Genomic DNA, 20799 nt, shown 5'->3' with positions numbered 1-20799 from the left:
AAAACGTCGGCACATTGTCGGCGTTTTTTTTCGGACCTTGTGAGTCATTTTGATTAATGGTAGCGTCGCTTGTCAATGTAAGTTGTTGATACATAATATTTATATATGATTAATCAACGGATGATTCACATGAAGAATACTAAATTACTGCTGGCGATTGCGACCTCTGCAGCATTACTGACAGGGTGTCAAAATACCCACGGTATTGATACCAATATGGCTATCAGCTCCGGTTTAAATGCCTATAAAGCAGCAACATTAAGCGATGCCGATGCAAAAGCGATTGCCAATCAGGGCTGTGCCGAAATGGACAGCGGCAATCAAGTCGCAAGTAAATCCAGCAAGTACGGTAAACGTCTGGCAAAAATCGCCAAAGCATTGGGTAACAATATTAATGGCACGCCGGTCAACTATAAGGTTTATATGACCAGCGACGTCAACGCATGGGCGATGGCGAACGGCTGTGTTCGTGTCTACAGTGGCCTGATGGACATGATGAATGACAACGAAATTGAAGGCGTTCTGGGCCATGAACTGGGCCACGTCGCGTTGGGTCACTCGCTGGCTGAAATGAAAGCTTCTTATGCGATCGTTGCCGCACGCGATGCCATTTCAGCTACCAGCGGTGTGGCTTCCCAGCTTTCCCGCTCACAATTAGGTGATATCGCAGAAGGCGCTATCAATGCTAAATACTCCCGTGATAAAGAGTCCGAAGCAGATGATTTCTCCTTTGATCTGTTGAAGAAACGTGGCATCAGCACCCAGGGGCTGGTTGGCAGCTTTGAAAAACTGGCTAGCCTGGATGGCGGTCGCACCCAGTCCATGTTTGACTCTCACCCACCATCAACAGAGCGTGCGCAACACATCCGTGATCGTATCGCCTCTGGTAAGTAAATCATTGTCATCTTTCGGGCTGGTCTTCTGCCAGCCCGCTATAATTGCGCAATAAATCCCCATCTGAATACAGACAAAACTGGTTTTTGCACACAACGTTAACGATTTGTGGCGTCGGCGCGTATAATGCGCGCGGTTATGTTAACGGTACGCCTGTTTTAAGGAGATAAAGATGACGGCAATTGCCCCGGTTATTACCATTGATGGCCCAAGCGGTGCAGGGAAAGGCACCTTGTGTAAGGCTATGGCGGAAGCGTTGCAATGGCATCTGCTGGACTCGGGTGCAATTTATCGCGTACTGGCATTGGCGGCATTACATCACCATGTTGATGTTGCGTCGGAAGATGCGCTGGTACCGCTGGCATCCCATCTGGATGTACGTTTTGTGTCGACCAATGGCAATCTGGAAGTGATCCTCGAAGGGGAAGATGTCAGCGGCGAAATTCGTACTCAGGAAGTGGCGAATGCAGCTTCACAAGTCGCGGCATTCCCACGCGTTCGTGAAGCATTATTGCGTCGCCAACGCGCGTTTCGCGAATTACCAGGTCTGATTGCCGATGGCCGCGACATGGGAACGGTGGTATTCCCTGATGCACCAGTGAAAATTTTCCTTGACGCCTCCTCGGAAGAACGTGCGCATCGCCGCATGCTACAGTTGCAGGAGAAGGGCTTTAGTGTTAACTTTGAGCGCCTTTTGGCCGAGATCAAAGAACGCGACGACCGCGATCGTAACCGAGCGGTAGCGCCACTGGTTCCGGCAGCCGATGCTTTAGTGTTGGATTCCACCACCTTAAGCATTGAGCAAGTGATTGAAAAAGCGCTACAATACGCGCGCCAGAAATTGGCTCTCGCATAAGCGACCGAATTTGCAGTACCCCCGTTGCAATGGAATGACAGCGGGTATGTTAAACAACCCCATCCGGCATGGAGCCAGGTGGACGTTAAATATAAACCTGAAGATTAAACATGACTGAATCTTTTGCTCAACTCTTTGAAGAGTCCTTAAAAGAAATCGAAACCCGCCCGGGTTCTATCGTTCGTGGCGTTGTTGTTGCTATCGACAAAGACGTAGTACTGGTTGACGCTGGTCTGAAATCTGAGTCCGCCATCCCGGCTGAGCAGTTCAAAAACGCCCAGGGCGAGCTGGAAATCCAGGTAGGTGACGAAGTTGACGTTGCTCTGGACGCAGTAGAAGACGGCTTCGGTGAAACTCTGCTGTCCCGTGAGAAAGCTAAACGTCACGAAGCCTGGATCACGCTGGAAAAAGCTTACGAAGATGCTGAAACTGTTACCGGTGTTATCAACGGCAAAGTTAAGGGCGGCTTCACTGTTGAGCTGAACGGTATTCGTGCGTTCCTGCCAGGTTCTCTGGTAGACGTTCGTCCGGTGCGTGACACTCTGCACCTGGAAGGCAAAGAGCTTGAATTTAAAGTAATCAAGCTGGATCAGAAGCGCAACAACGTTGTTGTTTCTCGTCGTGCCGTTATCGAATCCGAAAACAGCGCAGAGCGCGATCAGCTGCTGGAAAACCTGCAGGAAGGCATGGAAGTTAAAGGTATCGTTAAGAACCTCACTGACTACGGTGCATTCGTTGATCTGGGCGGCGTTGACGGCCTGCTGCACATCACTGACATGGCCTGGAAACGCGTTAAGCATCCGAGCGAAATCGTCAACGTGGGCGACGAAATCACTGTTAAAGTGCTGAAGTTCGACCGCGAACGTACCCGTGTATCCCTGGGCCTGAAACAGCTGGGCGAAGATCCGTGGGTAGCTATCGCTAAACGTTATCCGGAAGGTACCAAACTGACTGGTCGCGTGACCAACCTGACCGACTACGGCTGCTTCGTTGAAATCGAAGAAGGCGTTGAAGGCCTGGTACACGTTTCCGAAATGGATTGGACCAACAAAAACATCCACCCGTCCAAAGTTGTTAACGTTGGCGATGTAGTGGAAGTTATGGTTCTGGATATCGACGAAGAACGTCGTCGTATCTCCCTGGGTCTGAAACAGTGCAAAGCTAACCCGTGGCAGCAGTTCGCGGAAACCCACAACAAGGGCGACCGTGTTGAAGGTAAAATCAAGTCTATCACTGACTTCGGTATCTTCATCGGCCTGGACGGCGGCATCGACGGCCTGGTTCACCTGTCTGACATCTCCTGGAACGTTGCAGGCGAAGAAGCAGTTCGTGAATACAAAAAAGGCGACGAAATCGCTGCAGTTGTTCTGCAGGTTGACGCAGAACGTGAACGTATCTCCCTGGGCGTTAAACAGCTCGCAGAAGATCCGTTCAACAACTGGGTTGCTCTGAACAAGAAAGGCGCTATCGTAACCGGTAAAGTAACTGCAGTTGACGCTAAAGGCGCAACCGTAGAACTGGCTGACGGCGTTGAAGGTTACCTGCGTGCTTCTGAAGCATCCCGTGACCGCGTTGAAGACGCTACCCTGGTTCTGAGCGTTGGCGACGAAGTTGAAGCTAAATTCACCGGCGTTGATCGTAAAAACCGCGCAATCAGCCTGTCTGTTCGTGCGAAAGACGAAGCTGACGAGAAAGATGCAATCGCAACTGTTAACAAACAGGAAGATGCAAACTTCTCCAACAACGCAATGGCTGAAGCTTTCAAAGCAGCTAAAGGCGAGTAATTCTCTGACTCTTCGGGATTTTTATTCCGAAGTTTGTTGAGTTTACTTGACAGATTGCAGGTTTCGTCCTGTAATCAAGCACTAAGGGCGGCTACGGCCGCCCTTAATCAATGCAGCAACAGCAGCCGCTTAATTTGCCTTTAAGGAACCGGAGGAATCATGACCAAGTCAGAATTGATAGAAAGACTTGCCACCCAGCAATCGCACATTCCCGCCAAGACGGTTGAAGATGCAGTAAAAGAGATGCTGGAGCATATGGCCTCGACTCTTGCGCAGGGCGAGCGTATTGAAATCCGCGGTTTCGGCAGTTTCTCTTTGCACTACCGCGCACCACGTACCGGACGTAATCCGAAGACTGGCGATAAAGTAGAACTGGAAGGAAAATACGTTCCTCACTTTAAACCTGGTAAAGAACTGCGCGATCGCGCCAATATTTACGGTTAAGTTTTTTACTCAAACTTGAACGAGAGAAAAGCACCTGTCGGGTGCTTTTTTCATTTCTCTAATCTGGAACTGGAAGCTGCCTCGCAGAGTTTTGAACAGTTTTCACCCTTTCGTTAAATTCTTCTGAATATGCCTCGGGGAACGCAAAATTCCCACCAGACAACCGCTCAACAAAGTTGCACACTTTCCATAAACAGGGAGAGGTGCATGAAAATAACGACAGTCGGTGTATGCATAATTAGCGGAATTTTTCCGTTGCTGATTTTGCCCCAATTGCCTGGGACATTAACCCTTGCGTTTCTGACTCTCTTCGCCTGCGTACTGGCATTTATCCCTGTTAAAACCGTCCGTTATATCGCGCTGACGTTGCTGTTTTTCGTTTGGGGCATATTATCAGCAAAGCAAATTTTGTGGGCAGGAGAAACCTTAACTGGCGCGACGCAGGATGCAATTGTTGAGATCACTGCAACTGACGGCATGACCACTCATTACGGTCAAATTACTCATCTACAAGGTCGACGTATATTCCCTGCGTCAGGTCTCGTGATGTATGGCGAATATCTTCCGCAAGCGGTTTGTGCTGGACAACAATGGTCAATGAAACTCAAAGTTCGTGCAGTTCATGGCCAACTTAATGATGGCGGCTTTGATAGCCAGCGTTATGCCATTGCCCAGCATCAGCCGCTCACCGGCCGTTTTCTGCAGGCAAGTGTCATTGAACCGAATTGTAGCCTGCGTGCACAGTATCTGGCGTCACTACAAACAACGCTGCAACCCTATCCGTGGAATGCGGTTATTCTTGGTTTAGGTATGGGGGAACGGTTATCCGTCCCCAAAGAAATCAAAAATATCATGCGCGATACTGGAACGGCGCATTTAATGGCGATATCGGGATTGCACATCGCTTTTGCGGCGTTGCTGGCTGCCGGACTCATTCGCAGTGGACAAATTTTTCTGCCTGGGCGCTGGATCCACTGGCAAATACCATTAATTGGCGGAATCTGCTGTGCTGCTTTTTATGCCTGGTTGACGGGAATGCAACCTCCTGCATTGCGTACCATGGTGGCGCTTGCTACGTGGGGAATGCTTAAGTTAAGTGGGCGACAGTGGAGTGGCTGGGATGTATGGATATGTTGTCTGGCGGCAATTTTGCTGATGGATCCTGTTGCCATTCTCTCGCAAAGTTTATGGCTCTCTGCCGCTGCGGTCGCGGCATTGATATTTTGGTATCAGTGGTTTCCCTGTCCTGAGTGGCAACTGCCGCCGGTATTGCGTGCAGTTGTTTCCCTCATCCATCTGCAACTGGGAATCACACTTCTGCTTATGCCCGTGCAAATCGTCATATTTCATGGCATTAGTCTGACCTCGTTTATTGCAAATCTATTAGCAATTCCCTTGGTGACATTTATCACGGTTCCGTTGATCCTCGCCGCGATGGTTGTGCATTTAAGCGGGCCGTTAATCCTGGAGCAAGGGTTATGGTTTCTTGCCGACCGGTCTTTGGCTTTACTTTTCTGGGGGTTAAAGAGTTTGCCGGAAGGGTGGATCAACATTGCTGAATGTTGGCAATGGCTATCATTTTCCCCATGGTTCTTACTGGTGGTATGGCGATTAAACGCCTGGCGAACGTTGCCAGCAATGTGTGTGGCTGGAGGCTTGCTGATGTGCTGGCCGCTGTGGCAAAAACCTCGACCTGACGAGTGGCAGCTGTACATGCTTGATGTCGGGCAAGGGCTGGCAATGGTGATAGCCAGAAACGGCAAAGCGATTCTCTATGACACAGGACTGGCCTGGCCTGAAGGGGATAGTGGGCAACAACTGATTATCCCCTGGCTCCACTGGCATAATCTTGAACCGGAAGGCGTTATTCTGAGCCATGAACATCTGGATCACCGGGGAGGGCTGGATTCAATATTGCATATATGGCCGATGTTATGGATCAGAAGTCCGTTAAACTGGGAACATCATCAGCCCTGTGTGCGTGGCGAAGCGTGGCAATGGCAAGGATTGCGTTTCAGCGCGCACTGGCCTTTACAAGGTAGCAACGATAAAGGAAATAACCATTCCTGTGTGGTTAAGGTTGATGACGGGACGAATAGCATTCTTCTAACCGGTGATATTGAAGCCCCAGCTGAACAAAAGATGCTAAGCCGTTACTGGCAGCAAGTGCAGGCAACATTGCTTCAGGTACCTCACCATGGCAGTAATACCTCATCATCGTTGCCATTAATTCAGCGAGTGAATGGAAAAGTGGCACTCGCATCGGCATCGCGCTATAACGCATGGCGACTGCCCTCTAACAAAGTTAAGCATCGCTATCAACTGCAAGGATATCAATGGATTGATACTCCACATCAAGGTCAAACAACGGTCAATTTTTCAGCGCAAGGCTGGCGGATTAGCAGCCTCAGGGAGCAAATTTTACCTCGTTGGTATCATCAGTGGTTTGGCGTGCCAGTGGATAACGGGTAGAATATGCGGCTATTTCAACAAATGCTGGTTTTTTGAATGCATAACGACAAAGATCTCTCTACGTGGCAGACATTCCGCCGACTGTGGCCAACCATTGCGCCTTTCAAAGCGGGTCTGATCGTGGCGGGCGTAGCGTTAATCCTCAACGCAGCCAGCGATACCTTCATGTTATCGCTCCTTAAGCCACTTCTTGATGATGGCTTTGGTAAAACAGATCGCTCCGTGCTGGTGTGGATGCCGCTGGTGGTGATCGGGCTGATGATTTTACGTGGTATCACCAGCTATGTCTCCAGCTACTGTATCTCCTGGGTATCAGGAAAGGTGGTAATGACCATGCGTCGCCGCCTGTTTGGTCACATGATGGGAATGCCAGTTTCATTCTTTGACAAACAGTCAACGGGTACGCTGTTGTCACGTATTACCTACGATTCCGAACAGGTTGCTTCTTCTTCTTCCGGCGCACTGATTACTGTTGTGCGTGAAGGTGCGTCGATCATCGGCCTGTTCATCATGATGTTCTATTACAGTTGGCAACTGTCGATCATTTTGATTGTGCTGGCACCGATTGTTTCGATTGCGATTCGCGTTGTATCGAAGCGTTTTCGCAACATCAGTAAAAACATGCAGAACACCATGGGGCAGGTGACCACCAGCGCAGAACAAATGCTGAAGGGCCACAAAGAAGTATTGATTTTCGGTGGTCAGGAAGTGGAAACGAAACGCTTTGATAAAGTCAGCAACCGAATGCGTCTTCAGGGGATGAAAATGGTTTCAGCCTCTTCCATCTCTGATCCGATCATTCAGCTGATCGCCTCTTTGGCGCTGGCGTTTGTTCTGTATGCGGCGAGCTTCCCAAGTGTCATGGATAGCCTGACTGCCGGTACGATTACCGTTGTTTTCTCTTCAATGATTGCACTGATGCGTCCGCTGAAATCGCTGACCAACGTTAACGCCCAGTTCCAGCGCGGTATGGCGGCTTGTCAGACGCTGTTTACCATTCTGGACAGTGAGCAGGAGAAAGATGAAGGTAAGCGCGTGATCGAGCGTGCGACTGGCGACGTGGAATTCCGCAATGTCACCTTTACTTATCCGGGACGTGACGTACCTGCATTGCGTAACATCAACCTGAAAATTCCGGCAGGGAAGACGGTTGCTCTGGTTGGACGCTCTGGTTCGGGTAAATCAACCATCGCCAGCCTGATCACGCGTTTTTACGATATTGATGAAGGCGAAATCCTGATGGATGGTCACGATCTGCGCGAGTATACCCTGGCGTCGTTACGTAACCAGGTTGCTCTGGTGTCGCAGAATGTCCATCTGTTTAACGATACGGTTGCTAACAACATTGCTTACGCACGGACTGAACAGTACAGCCGTGAGCAAATTGAAGAAGCGGCGCGTATGGCCTACGCCATGGACTTCATCAATAAGATGGATAACGGTCTCGATACAGTGATTGGTGAAAACGGCGTGCTGCTCTCTGGCGGTCAGCGTCAGCGTATTGCTATCGCTCGAGCCTTGTTGCGTGATAGCCCGATTCTGATTCTGGACGAAGCTACCTCGGCTCTGGATACCGAATCCGAACGTGCGATTCAGGCGGCACTGGATGAGTTGCAGAAAAACCGTACCTCTCTGGTGATTGCCCACCGCTTGTCTACCATTGAAAAGGCAGACGAAATCGTGGTCGTCGAGGATGGTGTCATTGTGGAACGCGGTACGCATAACGATTTGCTTGAGCACCGCGGCGTTTACGCGCAACTTCACAAAATGCAGTTTGGCCAATGATCGAAAAAATCTGGTCTGGTGAATCCCCTTTGTGGCGGCTATTGCTGCCACTCTCCTGGTTGTATGGCCTGGTGAGTGGCGCGATCCGTCTTTGCTATAAACTAAAACTGAAGCGCGCCTGGCGTGCCCCCGTACCGGTTGTCGTGGTTGGTAATCTCACCGCAGGCGGCAACGGAAAAACCCCGGTCGTTGTCTGGCTGGTGGAACAGTTGCAACAGCGCGGTATTCGCGTGGGGGTCGTATCGCGGGGATATGGTGGTAAGGCTGAATCTTATCCGCTGTTATTGTCGGCAGATACCACAACAGCACAGGCGGGTGATGAACCTGTGTTGATTTATCAACGCACTGATGCGCCTGTTGCGGTTTCTCCCGTTCGTTCTGATGCGGTAAAAGCCATTCTGGCGCAACACCCTGATGTGCAGATCATCGTAACCGACGACGGTTTACAGCATTACCGTCTGGCGCGTGATGTGGAAATTGTCGTTATTGATGGTGTGCGTCGCTTTGGCAATGGCTGGTGGTTGCCGGCGGGGCCAATGCGTGAGCGAGCGGGGCGCTTAAAGTCGGTTGATGCGGTAATCGTCAACGGCGGTGTCCCTCGCAGCGGTGAAATCCCCATGCATCTGCTGCCGGGTCAGGCGGTGAATTTACGTACCGGTACGCGTTGTGACGTTGCTCAGCTTGAACATGTAGTGGCGATGGCGGGGATTGGGCATCCGCCGCGCTTTTTTGCCACGCTGAAGATGTGTGGCGTACAACCGGAAAAATGTGTACCGCTGGCCGATCATCAGTCTTTGAACCATGCGGATGTCAGTGCGTTGGTAAGCGCCGGGCAAACGCTGGTAATGACTGAAAAAGATGCGGTGAAATGCCGGGCCTTTGCAGAAGAAAATTGGTGGTATTTGCCTGTAGACGCACAGCTTTCAGGTGATGAACCAGCGAAACTGCTTACGCAACTAACCTCGCTGGCTTCTGGCAACTAGTTACGCCGCGGCAGCGTTCGATTGATGGAGTCATGAATGTCGCTGCCGCACCTCTCCCTTGCTGATGCGCGTAATCTTCACCTTGCCGCACAAGGCCTGTTAAACAAACCCCGCCGTCGAGCGTCGTTGGAGGATATTCCGGCAACGATCTCCCGCATGTCCTTGCTGCAAATCGATACCATCAATATTGTTGCCCGTAGTCCATATCTGGTGCTTTTCAGTCGTCTGGGAAATTATCCTGCCCAGTGGCTGGATGAGTCTCTGGCGCGTGGCGAATTAATGGAATACTGGGCGCATGAAGCCTGCTTTATGCCGCGTAGCGACTTTCGTCTTATTCGCCACCGCATGCTGGCACCTGAAAAAATGGGCTGGAAATACAAAGACGCCTGGATGCAGGAACATGAGGCGGAAATTGCACAGTTAATTCAGCATATTCATGATAAGGGGCCGGTACGTTCAGCCGATTTTGAGCATCCTCGTAAAGGTGCAAGCGGCTGGTGGGAATGGAAGCCGCATAAACGGCATCTGGAAGGTTTATTTACTGCCGGAAAGGTGATGGTGATTGAACGGCGCAACTTCCAGCGCGTTTATGATTTAACCCACCGTGTCATGCCTGACTGGGATGATGAGCGCGATCTCGTTTCGCAAACAGAAGCAGAAATCATCATGCTGGATAACAGTGCGCGTAGCCTGGGAATATTCCGCGAACAGTGGCTGGCAGATTACTATCGGCTGAAACGTCCGGCACTGGCGGCGTGGCGCGAAGCGAGGGCTGAACAGCAGCAAATCATTGCTGTGCATGTTGAAAAATTGGGCAATCTTTGGCTGCATGATGATTTGCTGCCGCTACTCGAGCGAGCGCTGGCCGGAAAGCTCACTGCAACGCACAGCGCGGTACTTTCGCCTTTTGATCCTGTTGTCTGGGATCGCAAACGCGCAGAGCAGCTTTTTGATTTTAGCTACCGGCTGGAGTGCTATACCCCAGCGCCGAAACGCCAGTATGGCTATTTTGTTCTGCCGTTATTACATCGTGGGCAATTAGTTGGGCGAATGGATGCCAAAATGCATCGCCAGACAGGCATCCTTGAAGTTATCTCTCTGTGGTTACAGGAAGGTATTAAACCAACGACAACGCTGCAAAAAGGACTACGTCAGGCGATTACTGATTTCGCTAACTGGCAGCAGGCAACGCGGGTGACATTAGGATGCTGCCCGCAAGGCCTCTTTACTGATTGCCGCACCGGCTGGGAAATAGACCCCGTCGCATAAATGATTATGATAAGATTTATGCATTCATAACCCGATCCATCTGGAGGAACTATGGATCATCGTCTGCTTGAAATCATTGCCTGCCCGGTTTGCAACGGAAAACTTTGGTATAACCAGGAAAAACAAGAGCTTATTTGCAAACTGGACAACCTCGCTTTCCCGCTGCGTGATGGCATTCCAGTGTTGCTGGAAACGGAAGCCCGCGTGCTGACTGCTGATGAGAGTAAATCATGAGTTTTGTGGTCATTATTCCCGCGCGCTACGCGTCCACGCGTCTGCCCGGTAAACCATTGGTTGATATTAACGGCAAACCCATGATTGTTCATGTTCTTGAACGCGCGCGTGAATCAGGTGCCGAGCGCATCATCGTGGCAACCGATCATGAGGATGTTGCCCGCGCCGTTGAAGCCGCTGGCGGTGAAGTATGTATGACGCGCGCCGATCATCAGTCAGGAACAGAACGTCTGGCGGAAGTTGTCGAAAAATGCGCATTCAGCGACGACACGGTGATCGTTAATGTGCAGGGTGATGAACCGATGATCCCTGCGACAATCATTCGTCAGGTTGCTGATAACCTCGCTCAGCGTCAGGTGGGTATGGCGACTCTGGCGGTGCCAATCCACAATGCGGAAGAAGCGTTTAACCCAAATGCGGTGAAAGTGGTTCTCGACGCTGAAGGGTATGCACTGTACTTCTCTCGCGCCACCATTCCTTGGGATCGTGATCGTTTTGCAGAAGGCCTTGAAACCGTTGGCGATAACTTCCTGCGTCATCTTGGTATTTATGGCTACCGTGCAGGCTTTATCCGTCGTTACGTCAACTGGCAGCCAAGTCCGTTAGAACACATCGAAATGTTAGAGCAGCTTCGTGTTCTGTGGTACGGCGAAAAAATCCATGTTGCTGTTGCTCAGGAAGTTCCTGGCACAGGTGTGGATACCCCTGAAGATCTTGAGCGCGTTCGCGCTGAAATGCGCTAATTTCACTTCACGACACTTCAGCCAATTTTGGGAGGAGTGTCGTACCGTTACGATTTTCCTCAATTTTTCTTTTCAACAATTGATCTCATTCAGGTGACATCTTTTATATTGGCGCTCATTATGAAAGCAGTAGCTTTTATGAGGGTAATCTGAATGGAACAGCTGCGTGCCGAATTAAGCCATTTACTGGGCGAAAAACTCAGTCGTATTGAGTGCGTCAATGAAAAAGCGGATACGGCGTTGTGGGCTTTGTATGACAGCCAGGGAAACCCAATGCCGTTAATGGCAAGAAGCTTTAGTACGCCCGGAAAAGCCCGACAACTGGCATGGAAAACCACCATGCTGGCAAGAAGTGGGACTGTCCGTATGCCGACTATTTATGGTGTGATGACGCATGAAGAACACCCCGGTCCCGATGTCCTGCTACTGGAGCGGATGCGTGGTGTTTCGGTGGAGGCACCAGCCCGAACACCAGAACGCTGGGAACAACTCAAAGACCAAATCGTTGAAGCCTTACTGGCCTGGCACCGTCAGGACAGTCGCGGTTGCGTCGGCGCGGTCGACAATACTCAGGAAAATTTCTGGCCCTCATGGTACCGGCAACATGTTGAAGTGCTATGGACCACGCTCAATCAGTTCAATAACACCGGTCTGACGATGCAGGATAAGCGGATCCTGTTTCGCACTCGCGAATGTCTCCCGGCATTATTTGAAGGCTTTAACGACAATTGTGTGCTGATTCACGGTAACTTCTGTTTACGCAGCATGTTGAAAGATTCGCGCAGCGATCAGTTACTGGCGATGGTCGGGCCGGGACTAATGCTTTGGGCACCGCGAGAATACGAACTGTTCCGACTAATGGATAATTCTCTGGCGGAAGATTTGCTCTGGAGTTACCTGCAACGCGCGCCAGTGGCGGAGTCGTTCATCTGGCGGCGTTGGTTGTATGTGTTATGGGATGAAGTTGCGCAACTGGTTAATACCGGACGATTTAGTCGGCGCAACTTCGATCTGGCATCAAAATCACTCTTGCCGTGGCTCGCCTGACGAACCTTTTAGCCACTGCCAGATACGGCCAAGCGTTTCATAGCCAACACGATCGCTATGCATCAACCAGACCGGAGAAGGGATTGCCCGTTCCCACGGGTTAAGCGGCGAGTCGATGGCCAACTGATTCGCCGGGGCTGGTAGCGGATTTAACCCTTCCTGCTGAAAAAAGATCATCGCCCGCGGCAGATGTGATGCGGAGGTCACCAGCAGGAAAGGGGCGTCACCAATCGCCTGTTTCACTGCCGCAGCTTCTTCTTCGGTATCTTTTGGCAAATCCAGGGTGATAATTTGCTCGCGCGGCACGCCCAGCGATTGCGCAACTCTGGCACCTACTTCCGCTGTACTCACCGTATTGGTTTTTGCTACGCCTCCCGTGAAGATCAGTTTTGATCCCGGATTTTCGCGCCATAAGCGAATACCTTCATTCAGGCGTGGCAGACTGTTATTGATTAAATTAGAGCTCGGTGCCCACTGCGGGTTCCAGGTATAACCACCTCCGAGCACCACGATATAGTCCACTTTTTGCGAATTATTCCATGTCGGATAGGTGCTTTCGATGGGACGCAGCAGGCGGTCGGCTACCGGTTGCAAACTCAATAACAAGAGTGCCAGCCACCCAATGCTAATAAAAATCTTCCCGGTTTTTTGAAAACGGCTAAACCACAGCAGCGCCAGGCCAGCGCCAATAATCAACAACATCAGCGGAAGTGGCAGCAACATATTGCCAATCACTTTTTTCAGTGTAAAAAGCATCCTTTCTGGTTCCTTTTTTAACCATATAGCAAGGGATCGCCAGCGATATTACACCAGACGGGTTCATTCTCGCCGTGGCTGTGACAAAATAGCGTCTTTATCAGAAAACGTCTTAGCCAACCGGTGGAGAAAGCAATGCAGGATCGCAATTTTGATGATATTGCGGAAAAGTTTTCCCGTAACATTTACGGCACCACCAAAGGGCAGCTTCGACAGGCTATTCTGTGGCAGGATCTCGATCGCGTGCTGGCGGAAATGGGCCCGCAAAAACTGCGTGTGCTGGATGCTGGCGGTGGAGAAGGGCAGACCGCAATCAAAATGGCCGAGCGTGGGCATCAGGTCATTTTATGCGATCTTTCTGCGCAGATGATCGACCGCGCAAAACAGGCGGCAGAAGCAAAAGGTGTGAGCGACAACATGCAATTTATACATTGCGCCGCTCAGGATGTTGCTTCGCATTTGGAAACGCCCGTTGATCTGATATTGTTCCATGCGGTGCTCGAGTGGGTGGCCGATCCCCGCAGTGTATTGCAGACCCTGTGGTCAGTGTTGCGTCCAGGCGGCGTGTTGTCGTTAATGTTCTACAATGCGCATGGTTTGTTGATGCATAACATGGTCGCCGGGAATTTTGATTACGTGCAGGCGGGAATGCCGAAAAAGAAAAAACGGACGCTTTCGCCAGATTATCCACGCGACCCGGCGCAGGTTTATCTGTGGCTGGAAGAAGCTGGTTGGCAAATTATGGGTAAGACAGGCGTTCGCGTGTTTCATGATTATCTGCGCGAGAAACACCAGCAGCGCGACTGCTATGAAGCATTACTTGAATTAGAAACGCGTTATTGCCGTCAGGAACCGTATATTACCCTGGGGCGTTATATTCATGTCACCGCGCGCAAACCGCAGAGCAAGGATAAAGTATGAGTGAATTTTCCCAGACAGTCCCCGAACTGGTTGCCTGGGCCAGAAAAAATGACTTCTCCATCTCGCTGCCGGTAGACCGACTCTCTTTTCTGCTGGCGGTTGCCACGCTGAACGGCGAGCGTCTGGATGGTGAGATGAGTGAAGGCGAGCTGGTGGATGCATTCCGCCATGTGAGTGATGCGTTTGAGCAAACCAGCGAAACCATCGGCGTGCGCGCCAATAACGCGATCAACGACATGGTGCGTCAACGTCTGCTGAACCGCTTTACCAGCGAGCAGGCGGAAGGGAACGCAATTTACCGTCTGACGCCGCTCGGCATCGGCATTACTGACTACTACATCCGTCAGCGCGAGTTTTCTACGCTGCGTCTTTCTATGCAGTTGTCGATTGTGGCGGGTGAGCTCAAACGCGCAGCAGATGCCGCCGAAGAGGGCGGTGATGAATTTCACTGGCACCGTAATGTCTATGCGCCACTGAAATATTCGGTAGCAGAAATTTTCGACAGTATCGACCTGACGCAACGTCTGATGGACGAACAGCAGCAGCAGGTGAAGGACGATATCGCCCAGTTGCTGAACAAAGACTGGCGGGCGGCGATTTCCAGCTGTGAATTGTTGCTTTCGGAAACTTCCGGAACGCTGCGTGAATTGCAGGATACGCTGGAAGCGGCAGGCGACAAATTGCAGGCTAATCTGTTGCGCATTCAGGATGCGACGATGACCCATGACGATCTGCATTTCGTCGATCGTCTGGTGTTCGATCTGCAGAGCAAACTCGATCGTATTATCAGTTGGGGCCAGCAATCCATCGACTTGTGGATTGGCTACGACCGCCACGTACACAAATTTATTCGTACCGCGATCGATATGGATAAAAACCGCGTCTTTGCTCAGCGGTTACGTCAGTCGGTACAAACCTATTTTGATGAGCCGTGGGCGCTAACTTATGCCAATGCCGATCGTCTGCTGGATATGCGTGACGAAGAGATGGCACTGCGCGATGAAGAAGTGACTGGGGAACTTCCTGAGGATCTGGAATACGAAGAGTTTAACGAGATCCGCGAACAGCTGGCGGCGATCATCGAAGAACAACTTGCCGTGTACAAAACCAGACAAGTGCCGCTGGATCTTGGTCTGGTGGTACGCGAATATCTGTCACAGTATCCGCGTGCACGTCACTTTGACGTTGCGCGTATTGTTATTGATCAGGCGGTACGTCTTGGCGTAGCGCAAGCAGATTTCACCGGACTGCCAGCGAAATGGCAGCCGATTAATGATTACGGAGCCAAGGTACAGGCGCATGTCATCGACAAATATTGAACAAGTGATGCCGGTTAAGCTGGCGCAGGCGCTGGCGAATCCGTTATTTCCGGCGCTGGACAGCGCCTTACGTTCAGGCCGCCATATTGGCCTCGACGAACTGGATAATCATGCATTCCTAATGGATTTTCAGGAATATCTGGAAGAGTTTTACGCGCGTTATAACGTTGAGCTTATTCGCGCACCGGAAGGGTTCTTCTATTTACGCCCACGTTCCACCACTCTTATCCCGCGTTCCGTCTTGTCGGAACTGGATATGATGGTCGGGAAAATCCTCTGTTATCTCTATCTCAGCCCGGAACGGCTGGCGAATGAGGGGATTTTCACCCAGCAGGAACTGTACGACGAACTGCTCACCCTGGCCGATGAAGCAAAACTGCTGAAACTGGTGAACAACCGTTCAACCGGTTCAGACGTTGACCGTCAGAAGTTGCAGGAGAAAGTACGTTCTTCGCTCAACCGTCTGCGTCGTTTAGGCATGGTGTGGTTTATGGGCCACGACAGCAGCAAGTTTCGCATTACCGAATCGGTGTTCCGCTTCGGAGCCGATGTGCGTGCTGGCGACGATCCCCGTGAAGCACAGCGTCGCCTGATTCGTGATGGCGAAGCAATGCCGATTGAAAATCATCTGCAACTCAACGATGAAACCGAAGAGAATCAGCCAGATAGCGGAGAGGAAGAATAATGATTGAACGCGGTAAATTTCGCTCACTGACGCTGATTAACTGGAACGGCTTTTTTGCCCGAACTTTTGACCTTGACGAGCTGGTCACGACGCTTTCTGGCGGTAACGGGGCGGGTAAATCCACCACCATGGCGGCGTTCGTTACGGCGCTGATCCCCGACCTGACCCTGCTGCATTTCCGTAACACTACGGAAGCCGGGGCCACCAGCGGTTCGCGCGATAAAGGTCTGCACGGTAAGCTGAAAGCGGGTGTCTGTTATTCGATGCTCGACACCATTAACTCGCGCCACCAGCGCGTGGTGGTCGGTGTGCGTCTGCAACAGGTTGCCGGACGCGATCGTAAAGTGGATATCAAACCATTTGCCATTCAGGGACTGCCGATGTCGGTGCAGCCGACACAGCTGGTGACCGAAACCCTGAACGAACGCCAGGCGCGCGTGCTGCCGCTTAACGAGCTGAAAGACAAGCTCGAGGCGATGGAAGGCGTGCAGTTTAAACAGTTCAACTCCATTACCGATTACCACTCGCTGATGTTCGATCTGGGCATCATCGCGCGTCGTCTGCGCTCCGCATCTGACCGTAGCAAATTCTATCGTCTGATCGAAGCTTCGCTGTATGGCGGGATCTCCAGTGCCATTACCCGTTCTCTGCGCGACTACCTGTTGCCGGAAAACAGCGGCGTGCGTAAAGCGTTCCAGGACATGGAAGCGGCGCTGCGTGAAAACCGCATGACGCTGGAAGCGATTCGTGTCACCCAGTCGGACCGTGACCTGTTTAAGCATCTGATCAGCGAAGCTACCAACTACGTGGCGGCGGACTACATGCGTCACGCCAACGAGCGCCGTGTCCATCTCGACAAAGCCCTGGAGTTTCGTCGCGAGTTACATACTTCGCGTCAGCAACTGGCGGCTGAGCAGTACAAACACGTCGATATGGCGCGTGAGCTGGCAGAGCACAACGGTGCCGAAGGCGATCTGGAAGCGGATTATCAGGCGGCCAGCGATCACCTGAACCTGGTGCAAACCGCACTGCGTCAGCAGGAGAAGATCGAACGCTACGAAGCGGATCTCGATGAGCTGCAGATCCGTCTGGAAGAGCAAAACGAAGTGGTGGCAGAAGCCATCGAACGCCAGGAAGAGAACGAGGCTCGCGCGGAAGCTGCCGAACTGGAAGTGGACGAGCTGAAAAGCCAGCTTGCTGACTACCAGCAGGCGCTGGACGTCCAGCAAACGCGCGCGATCCAGTATAACCAGGCGATTGCTGCACTTAATCGTGCCAAAGAACTGTGCCATCTGCCGGACTTAACCGCCGACAGCGCCGCCGAATGGCTGGAAACCTTCCAGGCGAAAGAGCTGGAAGCGACTGAAAAAATGCTCTCTCTTGAGCAGAAAATGAGCATGGCGCAAACCGCGCACAGCCAGTTTGAGCAGGCTTATCAGCTGGTGGTGGCAATCAACGGCCCACTGGCGCGTAACGAGGCGTGGGATGTCGCTCGCGAACTATTGCGCGAAGGGGTCGATCAGCGTCACCTGGCAGAGCAGGTTCAGCCGCTGCGGATGCGATTAAGCGAACTGGAACAGCGTCTACGCGAGCAGCAAGAAGCTGAGCGTCTGCTGGCAGATTTCTGCAAACGTCAGGGCAAGAATTTTGATATCGACGAACTGGAAGCCCTGCATCAGGAACTGGAAGCACGCATTGCCTCTCTTTCCGATAGCGTGTCTAACGCCCGTGAAGAGCGCATGGCACTGCGCCAGGAGCAGGAACAGCTGCAGTCTCGCATTCAGAGTTTGATGCAGCGTGCGCCGGTTTGGCTGGCAGCGCAAAACAGTCTCAACCAGTTGAGCGAACAGTGCGGCGAAGAGTTTACCTCCAGCCAGGACGTCACCGAATATCTGCAACAGTTGCTGGAGCGTGAGCGAGAGGCGATTGTTGAACGCGATGAAGTGGGCGCGCGCAAAAACGCCGTCGATGAAGAGATCGAACGTTTAAGCCAGCCTGGCGGCTCTGAAGATCAGCGTCTGAACGCGCTGGCGGAGCGTTTTGGTGGTGTGCTGCTGTCAGAAATTTATGACGACGTTAGCCTGGAAGATGCGCCGTACTTCTCAGCGCTGTATGGCCCGTCACGCCACGCCATCGTGGTGCCAGATCTGTCACAGGTAACTGAACACCTGGAAGGCTTGACCGATTGCCCGGAAGATCTCTATCTGATCGAAGGAGATCCGCAGTCATTCGATGACAGCGTGTTCAGCGTTGATGAGCTGGAAAAAGCGGTAGTGGTGAAAATCGCCGATCGTCAGTGGCGTTATTCACGTTTCCCGGAAGTGCCGCTGTTTGGTCGTGCTGCGCGTGAAAGCCGTATTGAAAGCCTCCATGCCGAGCGTGAAGTGCTTTCCGAACGCTTCGCCACGCTCTCCTTTGATGTACAGAAAACTCAGCGTCTGCATCAGGCGTTCAGCCGCTTTATCGGCAGTCATCTGGCGGTTGCGTTTGAGTCTGACCCGGAAGCAGAAATCCGTCAACTGAACAGCCGTCGCGTCGAACTGGAGCGGGCGTTAAGTAATCATGAAAATGATAACCAGCAGCAGCGTATTCAGTTTGAGCAGGCGAAAGAGGGCGTTACGGCGCTGAACCGCATTCTGCCGCGTCTCAACCTGTTGGCTGATGACAGCCTGGCGGATCGCGTCGATGAAATCCGCGAACGTCTGGATGAAGCCCAGGAAGCCGCGCGTTTTGTTCAGCAGTTTGGCAATCAACTGGCGAAACTGGAACCGATTGTTTCGGTATTGCAGAGCGACCCGGAACAGTTCGAACAGTTAAAAGAAGATTACGCGTACTCTCAGCAGATGCAGCGCGATGCCCGTCAGCAGGCGTTTGCCCTGACGGAAGTGGTGCAGCGTCGTGCGCACTTTAGCTATTCTGACTCGGCAGAAATGCTTAGCGGTAACAGCGATCTCAACGAAAAACTGCGTGAACGTCTGGAACAGGCGGAAGCGGAGCGTACCCGCGCTCGCGAAGCGTTGCGCGGTCACGCAGCGCAGTTGAGTCAGTACAACCAGGTGCTGGCTTCGCTGAAAAGTTCTTACGACACCAAAAAAGAGCTACTCAACGATCTGCAACGTGAATTGCAGGATATCGGCGTGCGTGCTGATAGCGGGGCAGAAGAGCGGGCGCGTATTCGCCGTGACGAGCTGCATGCGCAACTGAGCAATAACCGTTCACGCCGCAATCAACTGGAAAAAGCGCTTACCTTCTGCGAAGCGGAGATGGACAACCTGACCCGCAAACTGCGCAAGCTGGAGCGGGATTACTTTGAGATGCGCGAGCAGGTAGTGACCGCCAAAGCGGGCTGGTGTGCGGTGATGCGCATGGTGAAAGATAACGGCGTTGAGCGCCGCTTACACCGTCGTGAGCTGGCTTATCTCTCCGCTGATGATTTGCGTTCCATGTCGGATAAGGCGTTAGGTGCGCTGCGTCTGGCGGTGGCGGATAACGAACATCTGCGCGACGTGCTGCGCATGTCGGAAGATCCGAAACGTCCGGAGCGTAAAATTCAGTTCTTCGTGGCGGTTTATCAGCATCTGCGTGAACGTATTCGTCAGGATATTATTCGTACCGATGATCCGGTGGAAGCTATCGAACAGATGGAGATTGAACTTAGCCGTCTGACCGAAGAATTAACCTCCCGTGAACAGAAACTGGCGATCAGTTCCCGCAGCGTGGCGAACATCATTCGCAAAACCATTCAGCGCGAGCAGAACCGTATCCGTATGCTCAACCAGGGGTTGCAGAACGTATCGTTTGGTCAGGTGAACAGCGTGCGTCTCAACGTGAACGTGCGTGAAACGCACGCCATGCTACTGGATGTGCTCTCTGAACAGCACGAGCAGCATCAGGATCTGTTTAACAGCAACCGTTTGACCTTCTCGGAAGCGCTGGCGAAACTGTATCAACGTCTTAACCCGCAGATTGATATGGGGCAGCGCACGCCGCAGACCATCGGTGAAGAACTGCTGGATTACCGCAACTATCTGGAAATGGAAGTTGAGGTTAACCGTGGTTCCGATGGCTGGCTGCGCGCAGAGTCTGGTGCATTGTCGACCGGTGAGGCGATTGGTACCGGTATGTCGATTCTGGTGATGGTGGTACAAAGCTGGGAAGATGAATCTCGCCGCCTGCGCGGTAAAGATATCTCTCCTTGCCGCCTGCTGTTCCTCGATGAAGCAGCGCGACTGGATGCTCGTTCTATCGCCACGCTGTTTGAATTGTGTGAGCGTTTGCAAATGCAACTCATCATCGCAGCGCCGGAAAATATCAGCCCGGAGAAAGGCACCACCTATAAACTGGTGCGTAAAGTCTTCCAGAATACCGAACACGTTCATGTCGTCGGCCTGCGAGGATTTGCGCCGCAACTCCCTGAAACGCTTCCAGGAACTGACGAAGCGCCTTCTCAGGCGAGTTAAAATTAAGGCGGCAGCAATGCCGCCTTTTCTTTTTCCGAAAACTCCGTTTCTGCACTAAAAAAGTGGCACATTACGGCGCGCTTTTCTTTAAACTTCTTTACATTAGGTTATGTAAAAACGTATCGGCGTTTATATACTGAAGATAAG

Annotated in this window: 16 protein-coding genes; 15 read left to right on the top strand and 1 reads right to left on the bottom strand. The window is 51.9% G+C overall.

All coding sequences use genetic code 11. From position 1 onward, the window contains the following. The first annotated feature begins 129 nt into the window (after positions 1-129). The 11 genes from ycaL to ACU8XX_RS15780 all read left to right on the top strand — a co-directional run bounded on the left by ycaL (position 130) and on the right by ACU8XX_RS15780 (position 12511). A complete protein-coding gene (gene ycaL / locus ACU8XX_RS15830; protein WP_001295345.1) occupies positions 130-894 on the top strand; it encodes a metallopeptidase YcaL in 765 nt (254 codons plus the stop codon). A 172-nt stretch (positions 895-1066) separates the two neighbouring features. Continuing rightward, positions 1067-1750, top strand: coding sequence for a (d)CMP kinase (gene cmk / locus ACU8XX_RS15825; RefSeq protein ID WP_000125016.1), 684 nt, complete (start codon positions 1067-1069; stop codon positions 1748-1750). 110 nt (positions 1751-1860) lie between these two features. Continuing rightward, positions 1861-3534, top strand: coding sequence for a 30S ribosomal protein S1 (rpsA, locus tag ACU8XX_RS15820; protein WP_000140327.1), 1674 nt, complete (start codon positions 1861-1863; stop codon positions 3532-3534). Between the two features lie 159 nt (positions 3535-3693). Next, the gene (gene ihfB, locus ACU8XX_RS15815; protein ID WP_000167336.1) at positions 3694-3978 is read left to right on the top strand and encodes an integration host factor subunit beta; all 285 of its coding nucleotides are present in this window, start codon (positions 3694-3696) and stop codon (positions 3976-3978) included. Positions 3979-4185: 207 nt separating this feature from the next. After that, the gene (locus tag ACU8XX_RS15810) at positions 4186-6450 is read left to right on the top strand and encodes a ComEC family protein (protein WP_000705764.1); all 2265 of its coding nucleotides are present in this window, start codon (positions 4186-4188) and stop codon (positions 6448-6450) included. Between the two features lie 36 nt (positions 6451-6486). Continuing rightward, a complete protein-coding gene (gene msbA, locus ACU8XX_RS15805; RefSeq protein ID WP_000551270.1) occupies positions 6487-8235 on the top strand; it encodes a lipid A ABC transporter ATP-binding protein/permease MsbA in 1749 nt (582 codons plus the stop codon). Next, positions 8232-9218, top strand: a complete 987-nt coding sequence (gene lpxK, locus ACU8XX_RS15800) for a tetraacyldisaccharide 4'-kinase (protein ID WP_000570540.1) — start codon at positions 8232-8234, stop codon at positions 9216-9218. Before msbA ends, lpxK begins: the two co-directional genes overlap by 4 nt. Positions 9219-9254: 36 nt before the next feature. Then, a complete protein-coding gene (ycaQ, locus tag ACU8XX_RS15795; RefSeq protein WP_000056538.1) occupies positions 9255-10487 on the top strand; it encodes a crosslink repair DNA glycosylase YcaQ in 1233 nt (410 codons plus the stop codon). Positions 10488-10538: 51 nt separating this feature from the next. Beyond that, positions 10539-10721 carry a protein YcaR gene (gene ycaR / locus ACU8XX_RS15790; protein WP_000350058.1) on the top strand — a complete coding sequence of 61 codons (183 nt, stop codon included), beginning with the start codon at positions 10539-10541 and terminating at the stop codon, positions 10719-10721. After that, positions 10718-11464 carry a 3-deoxy-manno-octulosonate cytidylyltransferase gene (gene kdsB / locus ACU8XX_RS15785; RefSeq protein WP_000011603.1) on the top strand — a complete coding sequence of 249 codons (747 nt, stop codon included), beginning with the start codon at positions 10718-10720 and terminating at the stop codon, positions 11462-11464. The genes ycaR and kdsB overlap by 4 nt, the downstream gene beginning before the upstream one ends. Positions 11465-11617: 153 nt before the next feature. Beyond that, positions 11618-12511, top strand: coding sequence for a YcbJ family phosphotransferase (locus ACU8XX_RS15780; protein ID WP_000436922.1), 894 nt, complete (start codon positions 11618-11620; stop codon positions 12509-12511). On the opposite strand, the gene elyC is transcribed toward ACU8XX_RS15780, so the two are convergent. Next, complete coding sequence (gene elyC, locus ACU8XX_RS15775) at positions 12488-13267, bottom strand: envelope biogenesis factor ElyC (RefSeq protein ID WP_000899600.1); 780 nt, start codon at positions 13265-13267, stop codon at positions 12488-12490. The two genes, ACU8XX_RS15780 and elyC, sit on opposite strands and share 24 nt — an antisense overlap. Positions 13268-13402: 135 nt before the next feature. Here elyC and cmoM point away from each other — a divergent pair, with 135 nt between their 5' ends. Genes cmoM through mukB form a run of 4 tightly spaced genes read left to right on the top strand, consistent with a single transcriptional unit; the run spans position 13403 to position 20652 of the window. After that, positions 13403-14188 (top strand): tRNA uridine 5-oxyacetic acid(34) methyltransferase CmoM, encoded by a 786-nt coding sequence (gene cmoM / locus ACU8XX_RS15770; RefSeq protein WP_001298300.1) that lies wholly within the window; start codon positions 13403-13405, stop codon positions 14186-14188. Next, on the top strand, positions 14185-15507 hold the full coding sequence (gene mukF, locus ACU8XX_RS15765; RefSeq protein WP_001288850.1) for a chromosome partition protein MukF: 1323 nt from the start codon (positions 14185-14187) through the stop codon (positions 15505-15507). The genes cmoM and mukF overlap by 4 nt, the downstream gene beginning before the upstream one ends. Further along, on the top strand, positions 15488-16192 hold the full coding sequence (gene mukE / locus ACU8XX_RS15760) for a chromosome partition protein MukE (RefSeq protein ID WP_001295347.1): 705 nt from the start codon (positions 15488-15490) through the stop codon (positions 16190-16192). Before mukF ends, mukE begins: the two co-directional genes overlap by 20 nt. Next, the gene (gene mukB, locus ACU8XX_RS15755) at positions 16192-20652 is read left to right on the top strand and encodes a chromosome partition protein MukB (protein ID WP_000572670.1); all 4461 of its coding nucleotides are present in this window, start codon (positions 16192-16194) and stop codon (positions 20650-20652) included. Before mukE ends, mukB begins: the two co-directional genes overlap by 1 nt. Positions 20653-20799: the final 147 nt, after the last annotated feature.

Source organism: Escherichia sp. MAL-1 (assembly GCF_052948035.1).
Note: the sequence above shows the minus strand (reverse complement) of the source record. Positions and strands in the feature narration are given on the sequence as shown.